Genomic DNA, 13,326 nt, shown 5'->3' with positions numbered 1-13,326 from the left:
TAGGGTCAACGGGTCCTGCCGCTTCGAGGCGGCTTTCAAAGAGCATAGGGAGGGCTGCGTGGCGGCCCTCGGGCTCACCTGTTGGGCGGCCCATAGACCAAACCGCGTGAATTTGCGCGCTCCAATTTCACTTTCGCGACGATTCGTGCCGATTGACGGGATCAGGACTGCTCTGCCCAAAGCGGACGCGATGCCGGTTTCGCATCGGCGCATTGCTCGGGCAACTGGTCGAAACTCGGCTCGAAACCGAGCAGAACGTACATGTCCCGCTCAAGATAAGGCGCGGCATCGCCTGCACTCATATCGACACGGGCACACTCTCCGAGACCCGGCAATCGCGTCCTAAAAATTCCTTTGCGCACAGTACTTAAGCGCATGAGATTCACCCCCTGGAGTTGTCAGCCCGGCCTGCGGAGCGCCCGGCTAACGATCCCTTTTACGGCGATCAAGTCACACGAGAAGCTGTCATAATCCTGCAAGATGCACAAGCGCGGGACGATGCGGCGGGCGTGCTTGTGATGATGTCGTGACTTGCCCATAACCGGACGCAGATGAACCGCCCCGCCGACGCCGTTTCGATCTCCGCCCTTGTCGCTGCCGACCCTGCACGCGCAGTGCCAGTCTTGCGCGCCAGAATCCTGCGCGAACCCCGTAATGCCGTGGCCTACCGGATGCTTGGGCGGGCGCTGCGGGCCCTGGGGCGCGACGAAGAGGCGATTATGGCCGAAGGAGACGCAATCCGCGCTTCGGCGCACGACCCGGACCTCGTCATCATTGCCCGGGCGTTGTTCGCCGGTGATCTGCCCGTGGCGGAAGCCGGCCTGCGACAAAGGCTTCGCGACCAGCCCACCGATGTGGCAGCGATCCGGATGATGGCGGAGTTGGCGGGCCGCATCGGCCGCTATCGCGACGCCGAGGCACTGTTACGCCGCGCCCTAGAACTGGCCCCCGGTTTCACGGCGGCACGCGCCAACCTCGCCATCGCGCTCTATCGGCAGAACCGTTTCGCAGAGGCCGTCGCCGTTCTCGACACAGTGCTCGCGCAAGGCGAAGCACAGGCGGGCGATCTGAACCTGCGTGCGGCGGCGCTGGGACGGATAGGCGACTATGCCGAAGCGCGGCGCATCTATGCGGACCTCACGGAAACGTTTCCGGATCACGCCAGGCTCTGGATGAGCTACGGCCACATTCTCAAGACGCTGGGCGAGCAGGCGCAAAGCGTTGCCGCCTACCGCCGCGCAATCGCCATCGAACCGGGGCTCGGGGAAGTCTGGTGGAGCCTGGCGAACCTCAAGACATGGCAGTTCAGCGACGCGGATCTCGCCGCTATGGAAGCCGCGCTGGAGGACGAGACGCTCTCTGACGACGACCGCCTGCACCTGCACTTTGCACTTGGCAAGGCGCTGGACGATCGCAATGTGGCGGACCTCGCCTTCAAGCACTACGAGACGGGTAATCGTGTGCGCCGCGAACAGCTCGATTTCGATCCGGAGGTCGTGCGCGAACAGGTGAATGCCGTGATCGCAGCGGTAACCCCCACACTGCTTGCCCGGATCGAGGGGGCAGGCCATCCCTGCCCCGACCCGATCTTCATCCTCGGCCTGCCGCGCGCAGGCTCCACGCTCATCGAACAGATTCTGTCGAGCCATTCCCGGGTGGAAGGCACCATGGAACTCCCAGACATTCCAGCCATGGCCATGCGGGAAGCACAGGCCTATGGCAGCAGCGCACGGGAATGGCCGGAAGCGCTCGCCGCGATGCCCCCTTCCCGCCTTGCCGAACTGGGCGCCGAGTTCATCGAGCGCACCCGCATCCAGCGCAAGACAGACAAGCCGTTCTACATCGACAAACTTCCCAACAACTGGGCTTATGCAGGCTTCATCGCCGCAATCCTCCCCAATGCCAGGATCATCGACGCTCGCCGCGCTCCGCTGGACTGCTGCTTCTCGAATTTCCGGCAGCATTTCGCGAAAGGGCAGGCGTTCTCTTACGATCTGGAGCACATCGGACGCTACTATGCCGAATATGTCCGCGCCATGGCACATTACGACGTGATCATGCCCGGACGGATCCATCGGGTAATTCATGAGCGCTTGCTGGACGATCCCGAAGCGGAAGTACGCGCCCTTCTCGCTTATCTCGCTCTCGATTTCGAGGAAGGGTGCCTTCAGTTCCATCGCAACGACAGGGCAGTTCGAACCGCGTCGAGCGAGCAGGTGCGCCGCCCCCTCAATCGCGATGGCGTGGACCAGTGGCGCCCCTACGACGCCTGGCTCGGCCCGCTGCGCCGGGCACTTGGCGATCTGCCGGAGACGTATGCGACACGGTGAAGCGGCTCTGTAAATTGTGGCGAAAATGTCATACATTGCACTGCACAATTAGCGTTCGATAGCTGACCTATTGTCAAATCTCATGAATTGTGGCCGCTTCCCGATCAGGCAATTACAGGGGGAAGCGGGTGAATTCATCACGTTTTGGTTGTCGTCGCAGCGCTGTCATCGCGCTGCTCGGGTCGTCCGCGATTGCTGCAGCGCAACCTGCGTTGGCGCAAAGCGCTCCAGCCGCCGGTGAGGATGGCGTCATCCTCGTCACCGCGCAAAAGCGAACCGAAAATCTCCAGGACGTGCCGATCGCCATCACCGCGCTGGGCGGCGAGAAATTGCGCGAGTTGCAGGTCAAGGAACTGCAGGACGCGGTCAAGAACATCCCCTCGGTCACGATCCAGACCACTCAGCCCGGCTTCAGCCAGGTTTACTTCCGCGGTGTGGCCTCGGGGGAGAACGCCAATCACTCCGGTCCGCTGCCGACCGTGGGCACCTACCTCGACGAGATGCCGATCACGACCATCCAGGGTGCGCTCGATATCCATGCCTACGACATCGCGCGCGTGGAGGCGCTGGCAGGGCCGCAAGGCACCCTCTACGGCGCAAGCTCGATGGCGGGGACGATCAAGATCGTGACCAACAAGCCCGACTACTCGGGCACCTACGGCGCGGCCGACATGGAACTGAACTCCGTCGCCCACGGCGATGTCGGCGGCGTGGCGCAGGGGTTCCTGAACTTCAGGCTGTCCGACCGCTCGGCCCTGCGCGTTGTCGGCTGGTATCGGCATGACGGCGGCTATATCGACAACATCGCCGGCAGCCGGACATACCCGGTCTCGGGCATAACCCAGACCAACGCAGACCTCGTCGAGAAGAATTACAACGACGTCGACACTTACGGCGCCCGCATGGCGCTGGGCATCGAACTGGACGACGACTGGACGATCACCCCGACGCTGATGGGGCAGGTCCAGAAGGTCAACGGCAGCTTCGCGCAGGAACGCTCGAGCGCGGTCAGCAAGAAGCTCCAGACCGTCCAGTACAACCCCGAAAGCAGCAAGGACGAATGGTATCAGGCCGCCCTCACCATCGAGGGCAAGATCGGCAACTGGGACCTCGTCGCCACGGGCGGCATCCTCAACCGCAAGGACCGCACGGAGTCCGACTATTCGGACTACTCTTACTTTTACGATGCGCTCTATGGCTCGGGCGAGTTCCTCTACGACAATGCGGGCGATCTCGTCAGCCCGAACCAGTACATCAAGGGGCGTGACAAATACCGCCGCCAATTCGGCGAACTGCGTATCTCTTCGCCGCAGGATAGCCGCCTGCGCCTGATGGCAGGGCTCTTCGCCCAGCGCCAGGTCCATGAAATTACGCAGAACTACATCATCGACGGCATCGCCGACGCCATCACCGTGCCCGGCACCGAAAGCGATATCTGGCTCACCCGCCAGAAACGCGTGGACCGCGACTATGCCGCTTTCGGCGAACTGAGTTTCGACATCACCGACCAGCTTACCGCGACAGGCGGCCTGCGGGTCTACAAGTACAAGAACTCGCTCGTAGGGTTCTTCGGCTACAGCGCCGGCTATTCGCCGCGCACCGGCGTCGCTGCCTGCTTCGAAGAGGCGAAGGTCGCCGGTTCGCCATGCACCAACCTCGATGCCAAGACGTCGGACACCGGATCTATCTACAAGGCCAACCTGACCTACAAGCTGACGCCTGACTGGCTGGTCTATGCCACCTGGTCGCGCGGCTTCCGCCCTGGCGGGATCAATCGTCGCGGCGGTCAGCCACCTTATGCGCCGGACACGCTGGACAACTACGAATTCGGCTGGAAGAGCCAGATCGGCGCGTTCCATTTCAACTATGCGATGTTCCGCGAAGACTGGAGCAACATCCAGCTATCATTCCTTGGTGAAAACGGGCTGACGCTTATCCGCAACGCGGGTCAGGCACGGATTTACGGCGTCGAATTCGACATGGGCTACCGCAAGGGCGGGCTGACGCTCAATGCCTCGGGCAGCTACAACGATGCCAAGATCACCAAGGATTTCTGCCTCATCGCCAATGCCACGTTCGATTGCTCGATTCCCGACGGGAACACCCGCCTGGCTCAAGCCGGAACGCATCTGCCGATCACCGCGCGCTTCAAGGGCAATGCCCTGGCTCGCTACGAATTCCCGATCGGCGAATGGACCGGTCATATCCAGGGCGCAGTCAATTACATCGGCAAGCGACGCAGCGATCTGCGCAATGCAGAGAACGCCATCAAGGGCGAATTCGCCGCCTACACCACCGCAGACTTCAGTATCGGTATAAAGAATGATATCTGGCGCTTTGATATTTATGCAAACAACATGTTCGACAGCAACGGGGTGATCAACAGCTCCGTCCAATGCCTTGAAACCACCTGTGGCGATCCCTTGGGGCAGACCGGTACGGGCGGCGTGTTCTACGACTATGTGATCCGGCCACGCGTGATCGGGCTGAAGATCGGACGGGACTTCTGATCGCTTGGACGTCGCAGGAGACGATACCGGTCCGCCCGCGGGAGTGAGCACCGCCAGCGATGGCACCGGCCTCGGCAAGGAGCATCTCGGGCTCCTTGCCGCGATGGCTCTGGTCATGGGCAACATGATCGGTTCCGGCGTCTTTCTCCTGCCGGCCAGTCTCGCCCCGCTTGGCTGGAACGCGGTCGCTGGATGGATCGTGACGACCGCAGGCGTCCTGGTCCTAGCTTACGTACTCACCGGATTGACCAAGGCCGAACCCGGCGCGGGAAGTCCAGCCGGCTTCGTGTCCGTCGCATTCGGTCAGATGACGGGTTTCTTCGTCAGCTGGATCTACCTCGTCTCTATCTGGACTGCGGTTGCGACGATCGCCGTAGCCGCAGTCAGTTATATGTCGAGCGTACTTCCAGCCCTGTCAGCCGCCCCATTCGGACCTGCGTTGGCGGCAATCGTCCTCTTGTGGCTGACCGCTCTCATCAACTTGCGCGGCTTGCGGTCGGCCGGCGGTTTTCAGATCGCGACCCTAGCCATCAAGATCGTGCCGCTGCTCGTCGTGATCGTCATAGCGGCAAGGCTGCTGTTCAACGGTGAAGCCCAGGTCATGCCGCTCGATGCCGTGCCGATCACACCGGGATCCATAAATGCGTCGGCGACGCTCACCTTGTGGGCTTTACTGGGGTTCGAATCCGCCAGCATCGTCGCGGCGCGGGTACGCAATCCGCAAGTGAACATTGCCCGCGCCACGCTATGGGGAACGGGACTAACCGGATTGCTGTACCTTATCGTCTGCTCCGCCATCGCGATGCTCTTGCCGATGAGCATCGCGGCCGCGTCCCCTGCGCCGTTCGCCACGTTCGTCGCGCGCTACTGGAACGGATCGGCGGCCGCCATGGTCACGCTCTTCGCCGTGGTCAGCTGCGTCGGAGCCCTGAATGGCTGGACCCTGCTCGAAGCCGAACTGTCACGCGACATGGCAGTTCGGGGACTACTTCCCCGGTGGTTTGCCTCCACCGATGGCGAGGGAACGCCCCGCCGCGCGCTTGTGGTATCGACCGGAATCACGACGCTTTTCGTGATCATGAACGGATTGCGCTCCATGCGCGGCCTGTTCGAATACCTGCTGCTGCTGTCCACTTCGGCGACCCTCTGGCTTTACCTCGCCTGCGCACTGGCCGCGTGGAAACTGCGGGTCTGTCGTCCGTTCGCCGCTCTGGGCACGCTCTACGCGCTGTGGGCCTTGTGGGGCGCAGGCATCGGCGCGAGCGGGATGAGCTTCATCCTCATGGCCTTGGGCCTGCCGATCTGGCTCTGGACCCGCCGCGAAACCTAAAGCAGCGCATCGAGCCACTTTTCGACGAGCCCTTCTGCGTCGTCAGGCGTAAACGGCGCCTTGCCCAGGCTAAGTTCCAACCATAGGCCATCGATCAGCGCAGTCAGGGCGATCGCAGGCAATCGGGCACCGCCCATGGCGGGATTCACTGCGAGGATAAGCTCCTCGATACCCGTCCTGAACTGACCGTATATCTGCTGATGTAGCTGGCCGATCCCGTCATTCACCGGGGTCATGCTCCAGAACGCAAGCCATGTCGCGAGCAGGGCCGGATCGGCGATCGGCGGCCGAAAACTGGCCGACAGATAGGCCAGAAGTCGAGCGCGGGGCTCCTCGCCCGCGGCGGCCACCGCATCCGCCAGCGCTTGCTCTACGCGGCCGCCGGTCCAACGATAGGCCTGTGCGATCGCATCGGTCACGCCTGCGAAGTAATGGCGCAGCAACCCCGGCGAGACACCCGCCTCGGCGCAGATCGCCCTTACCGACGTCCCGGCTACGCCATGTCGTGCAAGGCACCTGGCGGTAGCCTCCACCAGGCTCTGGCGGCGTTCGTCGGGATGCTCCCGCGTGAAGGATTGATGCTGGGCCATATGCTTGTTATACGATCGTATAGCAAGGAGCCCGCCATGGCAACGCAAGTCGCCGACGCCCCCATGACCGATCCGCTGGAAGGCTGGAGCCTGCCCGCGTGGACTTACTCCGACGCCGAATTCTTCGAGGCGGAAAAGGAGCGCGTGTTCGCGCCCAGTTGGCAGATCGTCTGCCACGAAAGCGACATCCCCAACCCCGGCGACTGGCACACGCTCGACTATATCGGCGAGAGCGTGGTCGTGGTGCGCGGCAGGGACGATGCCCTGAGAGCCTTCACCAACGTGTGCCGACACCGCGGTTCGCGCATCGTCGATGGTTCGAACGGCTGCGCGAAGAAGTTGGTGTGCCCCTACCACGCCTGGACTTACGACCTCGACGGTCGCCTGACCGGCGTGCCCGATAGCGCCAGTTATCCTGCGTTCGACAGAGCCGAACACGGGCTTGCTCCAGTCGAGATCGATGTCTGGAGTGGCTTCGTCTTCGTGCGGCTGGTCAATGACGGCGGCCCATCGGTGGCCCGGATGATGGCGCCTTATGAGCAGATGGTGGCACCCTATCGCTTCCGCGAGTTGAAGGCGCTCGGCCGCGTGACCCTGCGCCCTCGCGATGTGAACTGGAAGAACATAGGCGACAACTATTCCGACGGGCTGCACATCCCGGTCGCCCATCCGGGCCTCACACGGCTGTTCGGCCGCAGCTATGGCGTAGAGGCTGAGGCAAACGTCGATCGCATGTGGGGCGACCTGATGGACATGCCCTCCGCCAACTGGTCGGAGCGGATGTACCAGCGCCTGCTCCCGCCAGTGCCGCACCTGCCGCCGGAACGGCAGCGCCACTGGCTCTATTTCAAGCTGTGGCCGAACGTCGCGTTCGACATCTATCCCGATCAGGTCGATTTCATGCAATGGCTTCCGGTCAGCCCGACCACCAGCATTATCCGCGAGATCAGCTATGTCCTCGATGATCACCGGCGCGAAATGAAGGCGGCGCGCTACCTCAACTGGCGCATCAATCGCGAGGTGAACGCAGAGGATACCGCGCTCATCACCCGCGTGCAGGCGGGCATGGCGTCGCGCAGTTTCTCGATCGGGCCGCTCTCCGACAAGGAGGTCTGCCTGCGCCACTTCTGCAAGCGTATGCGGGAGATCATTCCCGCTGCCCGCTTCGAACATTCCCCCGCCCCCGGCTGGAGCAGGACCGCATGACCGACCGTTACGACGCACTCATCATCGGCGGCGGCCACAACGGCCTGACCTGCGCCTTCTATCTCGCCCGCGCAGGGCTAAAGGTGCGCATTCTGGAGCGGCGGGACATCGTCGGCGGGACGGCGGTGACGGAGGAGTTCCACCCCGGTTTTCGCAACTCGGTCGCCAGCTACACGGTCAGCCTGCTGCAGCCCAAGGTCATCGCCGACATGCGCCTTGCCGACCACGGCTACCACGTGATCGAGCGGCCAATCAGCAATCTCCTGCCGCAGGAGGATGGCGGCTACCTCAAGCTCGGCGGCGGACTGGAGCGCACACAGACGGAGTTCCGCCGTTTCTCCGCGCACGACGCCGATGTTCTCCCGGCCTATTACGATGCCCTTGAAGGCGTCGCCGAGGTGCTGCGCGACCTCGCTCTCAGGACCCCGCCCGAGGCAGGCGGTGGTTGGCGCGCGCTGGTCGATGCGGCCCTGCAGGGGCGCAAGCTGGCTGGCCTGTCCATGGAAGCCCAGCGCGACGTGCTCGACCTGTTCACCAAGTCGGCCCGCAGCCTGCTGGACGGCTGGTTCGAGAGCGAGGCCGTGAAGGCCGCGTTTGGCTTCGACGCGGTGGTCGGCAACTATGCCTCGCCTGACACGCCCGGCAGCGCCTACGTCCTGCTGCACCATGTCTTCGGCGAGGTGAACGGGAAGAAGGGCGCCTGGGGTCACTCCGTCGGTGGCATGGGCGCGATCACGCAGATCATGGCCAAGGTTTGCCGCGACCTCGGTGTCGAAATCAGTCTGGAAGCGCCGGTCTCGCAGGTCCTGGTCGATGGCGGCAAAGTTGCAGGTGTGCGCCTCGAAAGCGGCGAGGAGATCGCCGCACCCCGCGTGATCGCCAATGTCGGGCCGAAGCTGCTCTACGACCGGATGATCGCGCCCACCGACCTCGATGCCGACTTCCGGAGGCGGATGAAGGGCTTCAAGGCGGGAAGCGGCACGTTCCGGATGAACGTGGCGCTTTCGGAACTGCCCAGATTTACGTGCCTTCCCGAGCCCGGCGAGCATCATCAGTCCGGCATCATCATCGCCCCGACCCTCGATTACATGGACCGCGCCTTCATCGACGCCAAGCAGTTCGGCTGGTCGCGCAAGCCTATCGTCGAGATGCTGATCCCCTCTACCGTGGACGACAGCCTCGCCCCTCAGGGCCAGCATGTCGCCAGCCTGTTCTGCCAGCAATTCGCGCCCGAACTACCCGATGGACGCGACTGGGACATGGAGGAGGACAAGGCCGCCGATGCCATTATCGACACGGTGGAGGCGCATGCACCGGGCTTCCGCGCCTCGATCCTGGGACGACAGGTGCTCAGTCCCAAGGGGCTGGAGCGCAAGTTCGGGCTGGTCGGCGGAGACATCATGCACGGGAATCTGACGCTCGACCAGATGTGGTCGGCGCGGCCGGTGCTGGGGCACGGCGCATATCGGGGGCCGATCAAGGGGCTCTACATGTGCGGTGCGGGAACGCATCCCGGCGGCGGGGTGACCGGCGCGCCGGGGCATAATTGCGCGCATGAGGTCATTGCCGACAGTCGCGGAATGGCGCTGGGTTTCGGCGGGATGTACCGGCGTTTTCGTTGAGCTTCAGCCGATCACCGCGCGGATCGCGGCGACAGCGGGGCGCGGAGTCAGGTCGGCGTTGAACAGGCCGAAGTTGTTCATCTCGCCGGGTCCGGCCCAGCAAAACAGTTCGTAAAGGCTGATCGCGCGGATGAAGGGCTGGGCGAGCGCAGCCTCAACATCGGAGGCGAGCAGGCTGGCCTGCTGGTCCAGCGAAACCGGCGGAGAAGTAACGTTTTTCGCGCTTCCACCCGTGGTTCTGCCCCATTCGGTGATCACGCCTTGTGTATGGCGACCTGCCTCTATCTTCTTGCCGAAGCCCTTCAGGCGGTCCGCTACCACGGTTGTGGGGCTGGGGTAGATATGGGCGTTGCCGTAAGTCGTGAAAGGCCCCTGGTCTGCCTGCATGAAGTCGTTGCTGGCGATGAGGGGAATCGTTTTCAGTCTTGATTCTGCTTTAAATTCTGCCGAGAAGTCTTTGATATACGAAATAAATGCCGGAGCATTTCCGGTTCTAAATCCTAGACGCGGATCGCGAACGCCGTTGTAGGTTACAGGATTCAGATCGGGCTCGTTCGGGAATTCGATGGCCCAGATCGCACCGGGAGCCTGAGCGGCGAAAGCCTTGAGATCGGCGATCGACTTTGCGATTTCCCGGCCGGAGAGGGTGAAGCAGAACGTCACGCCCGCCCGCGCGAGACCGATGTACGTGTTCCATCCGGGCGTCCCGCTGTAGGGCTCCCGGCATCGCATTCGCCGCAGGCCGCCGAGTTTATCCAGCGCAGGCAATATGTTGCGCACTTTGTAGAGCGAGGCCGTATCCTGCGGACGCCCTTGCACCATCACCCTGTCCAGCCGCGAGGGCGCCGCGCGGACGGTTGCCGGGACCAGCGGCAGGACCGCCAGCCCGGCAGCCATTTGTCTGCGTGAAAACATTGCTGCGACCATGCGGACCTCCCGGCTAGATAACGGCACTCAACGTCACCTAAAGATACCCTAACGCACCTCGACCATCGGACTACTTCGCTACCGCACCAGCCTTCATCACGTGAACGACCTGCTCCAGCACACGCACATCGGACAGCGGATCACCTTCCACCGCGATCATATCGGCGAACTTGCCCGGCGCGATCGAGCCCAGTTCCTTCTCATGCCCGATCAGCGCGGCGGCATCGATCGTAGCGGCCCGGATCGCCTGCGCCGGGGTCATCCCGTAGCGGACCATGTACGCGAACTGCCGCGCATTCAGCCCATGCGGATAGACACCCGCGTCGGTGCCAAAGCCTAGCTTCACACCCCGCTTCACTGCCTTGGCGAAACCGTCGCGCTGCTGCTGCGTCGTCTCGCGGTTCTTGCGCAAGTACTCCTGCGGCCAGCCTTCACGAGTGCCCTGCTCGTCGATCCAGTCGCCGTCGTAGATGTCCATGACCAGCCAGACGCCCGCCTTCTTCGCCATGGCGAGGCCCTCATCGTCGATCAGGCTGGCGTGTTCGATGCTGTGTACGCCGGAGCGGATCGCCGCCTTGATGCCCGCCGCGCCGTGGGCATGGGCGGTCGCGTAGCTGCCGTGCGCCTTCGCGACGTCCACGACGGCGCGCATCTCGTCGTCGCTCAATTCGATCTGCCCCGGCTCGGTGCCGATCGCGAGGACCGCGCCGGTGGCGATCATCTTGATGAAGTCGGCGCCGTGATCGAACAGGTACTGCGCCTTCTCGCGCGCTTCACCGGCATTGTGAACGACGCCGAGGCGCATGTCGGCGGGAAGCTGGTCGTTGGGCACCACGCCGTTGAGTTCGCCGCCACCGCCGGGCGAGGTGATGTAGGCGCCCGCGACGAACATGCGCGGCCCCGGCACCAGCCCCTGCGCGATGGCATCACGCAAGGCCACGTCAGTCAGCCCGCGATAGGTGCCGACATCGCGCACCGTGGTGAAGCCCGCCTCCAGCGTCACTTTCGCGTTGTGCGCGCCGATCAGCGCCGTCAGTTGCGGCGAAGTCTTGAGCGGCGCGGCGACGTCGGCGCTCTGCCCGGTATCGGCAAGATGTGTGTGGAGATCGATCAGCCCCGGCAGCACCGTATAGGCCGACCAGTCGAGCGTTTCGGCACCCGGCGGCGGCACGGCGCAAGGCTCGACCCTCGCCACCCGCTCGCCCTCGACCAGCACGCATTGCCCGGTGCTGGCAGTGCCGCTCTCCACGTCGAGCAAGCGCCCTGCCCTGACATAGACCGACGCCGCGCTCCCCGGAGCAGCCAGCCCCGCAAGAGCCAGAGCCGCAGCGAGCGCCGCCGCCCTCACTTGCCTGCGAGGTCCGTCAGCAAGGTGGTGTAGTAGACCACGCCCGGCGCGATGTTCAGCAGGCCGATGCGCTCGTTGAGGCCATGGGCGAATTCGTCGGAGTCCCGGATCATCGAGGCGCTGGCGCCATAGCTCGGCACGCCGAGCGCGCGATACCACATCGAGTCCGAAGCGCCCGACGACTGTGAAGGGATGATCGGCACCGGCCCCCACGCCGCCTTCACCGCCTTGCCCACTGCCGTCACGAAGTCCGGCCGCACCGGCGATGCGGGCGCCTCGACCGAATCGTCGCCGGTCACGTCGGTGAACTTCGTTGCGGGCATGGCCACGGCCTTCTCCAGTTCCGCCATGATCTCGGGCCGGGTGTGGCCGGGGAAGATACGGCAGTTGATGTTGGCCGTCGCGCTCTGCGGCAGCGCGTTCTGGGCATGGCCGCCCGAGATCATCGTCGGCACGCAAGTCGTCGACACGCGCCCGACCGTCGCGGGATTGGCGCGCAGCACCTGCAACGCTGCCGGATCGTTCGGATTGGCAACGAAGGCCTTCATTGCCGCCGCGAGCTTGGGGTCGGGCTCGATCTTCGCGGCGCCGGTCCAGTACTGGCGCGTCACGTCGTTGAGTTCGGGCTTGAAGCGATAGGCGCCGATCCGCTCCATCGCCTGCGCCAGTTGCACGATCGCGTTATCGGGCCGGGGCGCGGAGCTGTGACCGCCGGGGTTCGTCACCTCGACCTTGTAGTCCACGTAAGTCTTCTCGGCCCCCTGCCAGCTCCAGTAGAGCGGCTTGCCCGCCTCCGACAGCGTGCCCGAGGAGCCGTCGACGTTGAGCACCAGTTCCGCGCCCTTCAGCCGCTCGGCGATGACCTTGGAGGTATCCATGGTCGTCTCCTCGTCGCCCGAATAGGCGATGACGATGCTGCGTTTCGGCCGGAACCCTTCGCGCCGCAGTTCGATCACCGAGGACAGCGCCAGCGCCGCCTCGAACTTGGTGTCGCTGGCGCCGCGCCCGAAGAGATAGCCGTTCTCCACCACCGGGGTGAAGGGATCGCGCACCCAATCCTCCGGTTTCGCCTCGACCACGTCCATGTGCGCGGAAATGACGAGGGGCTTGAGGCCGGGGTCGCTGCCCTTCCACGTCGCGATCAGGTAGGCGGTGTCGCCGAGCGGCACGATCTCGATGTCGCTGGCGGTCCACCCGGCTTTCAGCAGCGCATCGCGGAACAGCGCCGCGACTTCGCCGGTCTTGTTGCCCGGCCCCTGCACCGAGCGAAGAGCGATGGCGCGCTTCGACAGGTCGAGCACTTGCGCTTCCGCCTCGGGATGGCCTTTCGCCTGCGCGGTACTCGATGCGAGCAGGCTGGCGCCGAGGGAAAGCAGGACCGGGATCGAAAAGCGCATCGTGATGAAGCCCCTGAATGTCGTGTCTTTCACGTCCTCGCCGACGAAGAATCGCTGCGAACGCGA

General features: G+C 64.0%; 9 protein-coding genes. 5 read left to right on the top strand and 4 right to left on the bottom strand.

The window, feature by feature from the left end:
* Nucleotides 1-551: 551 nt before the first annotated feature.
* The 3 genes from ACYPYD_RS27650 (at nucleotide 552) to ACYPYD_RS27640 (ending at nucleotide 6,170) form a co-directional block, all read left to right on the top strand.
* On the top strand, nucleotides 552-2,330 hold the full coding sequence (locus tag ACYPYD_RS27650) for a tetratricopeptide repeat-containing sulfotransferase family protein (protein ID WP_459666987.1): 1,779 nt from the start codon (nucleotides 552-554) through the stop codon (nucleotides 2,328-2,330).
* A gap of 212 nt (nucleotides 2,331-2,542) precedes the next feature.
* Nucleotides 2,543-4,840 carry a TonB-dependent receptor gene (locus tag ACYPYD_RS27645; RefSeq protein ID WP_459666985.1) on the top strand — a complete coding sequence of 766 codons (2,298 nt, stop codon included), beginning with the start codon at nucleotides 2,543-2,545 and terminating at the stop codon, nucleotides 4,838-4,840.
* 43 nt (nucleotides 4,841-4,883) lie between these two features.
* Nucleotides 4,884-6,170, top strand: a complete 1,287-nt coding sequence (locus ACYPYD_RS27640; protein ID WP_051586699.1) for an amino acid permease — start codon at nucleotides 4,884-4,886, stop codon at nucleotides 6,168-6,170.
* Here the strand turns inward: ACYPYD_RS27640 and ACYPYD_RS27635 are convergent.
* A complete protein-coding gene (locus ACYPYD_RS27635) occupies nucleotides 6,167-6,760 on the bottom strand; it encodes a TetR family transcriptional regulator C-terminal domain-containing protein (RefSeq protein ID WP_459666983.1) in 594 nt (197 codons plus the stop codon). The genes ACYPYD_RS27640 and ACYPYD_RS27635 overlap by 4 nt on opposite strands.
* Before the next feature lie 36 nt (nucleotides 6,761-6,796).
* On the opposite strand from ACYPYD_RS27635, the gene ACYPYD_RS27630 reads away from it, so the two are divergent.
* A complete protein-coding gene (locus tag ACYPYD_RS27630) occupies nucleotides 6,797-7,966 on the top strand; it encodes an aromatic ring-hydroxylating oxygenase subunit alpha (RefSeq protein ID WP_459666980.1) in 1,170 nt (389 codons plus the stop codon).
* Nucleotides 7,963-9,588, top strand: coding sequence for a phytoene desaturase family protein (locus tag ACYPYD_RS27625; protein WP_459666978.1), 1,626 nt, complete (start codon nucleotides 7,963-7,965; stop codon nucleotides 9,586-9,588). The genes ACYPYD_RS27630 and ACYPYD_RS27625 overlap by 4 nt, the downstream gene beginning before the upstream one ends.
* A gap of 3 nt (nucleotides 9,589-9,591) precedes the next feature.
* Here the strand turns inward: ACYPYD_RS27625 and ACYPYD_RS27620 are convergent, their stop codons facing one another.
* The 3 genes from ACYPYD_RS27620 to ACYPYD_RS27610 form a co-directional block, all read right to left on the bottom strand.
* Nucleotides 9,592-10,515 (bottom strand): calcium-binding protein, encoded by a 924-nt coding sequence (locus tag ACYPYD_RS27620; RefSeq protein WP_459666976.1) that lies wholly within the window; start codon nucleotides 10,513-10,515, stop codon nucleotides 9,592-9,594.
* Between the two features lie 70 nt (nucleotides 10,516-10,585).
* Nucleotides 10,586-11,863 carry a Xaa-Pro dipeptidase gene (locus tag ACYPYD_RS27615; RefSeq protein ID WP_459666974.1) on the bottom strand — a complete coding sequence of 426 codons (1,278 nt, stop codon included), beginning with the start codon at nucleotides 11,861-11,863 and terminating at the stop codon, nucleotides 10,586-10,588.
* Nucleotides 11,860-13,260: a M20/M25/M40 family metallo-hydrolase gene (locus ACYPYD_RS27610; protein WP_459667047.1), complete on the bottom strand. Its 1,401-nt coding sequence runs from the start codon at nucleotides 13,258-13,260 to the stop codon at nucleotides 11,860-11,862. The genes ACYPYD_RS27615 and ACYPYD_RS27610 overlap by 4 nt, the downstream gene beginning before the upstream one ends.
* Between the last annotated feature and the right edge of the window lie 66 nt (nucleotides 13,261-13,326).

This window comes from Novosphingobium sp. 11B (assembly GCF_054589055.1).
The sequence above is the reverse complement of the archived record's forward strand: the minus strand, read 5'-3'. Positions and strand labels throughout refer to the sequence as shown.

Excerpts from the sequence above, each read along its gene's own strand:
- ACYPYD_RS27630 (WP_459666980.1), top strand. The coding sequence starts at position 6,797 with ATGGCAACGCAAGTCGCCGACGCCCCCATGACCGATCCGCTGGAAGGC.
- ACYPYD_RS27650 (WP_459666987.1), top strand. The coding sequence starts at position 552 with ATGAACCGCCCCGCCGACGCCGTTTCGATCTCCGCCCTTGTCGCTGCC.
- ACYPYD_RS27625 (WP_459666978.1), top strand. The coding sequence starts at position 7,963 with ATGACCGACCGTTACGACGCACTCATCATCGGCGGCGGCCACAACGGC.
- ACYPYD_RS27610 (WP_459667047.1), bottom strand. The coding sequence starts at position 13,260 with ATGCGCTTTTCGATCCCGGTCCTGCTTTCCCTCGGCGCCAGCCTGCTC.
- ACYPYD_RS27620 (WP_459666976.1), bottom strand. The coding sequence starts at position 10,515 with ATGGTCGCAGCAATGTTTTCACGCAGACAAATGGCTGCCGGGCTGGCG.
- ACYPYD_RS27635 (WP_459666983.1), bottom strand. The coding sequence starts at position 6,760 with ATGGCCCAGCATCAATCCTTCACGCGGGAGCATCCCGACGAACGCCGC.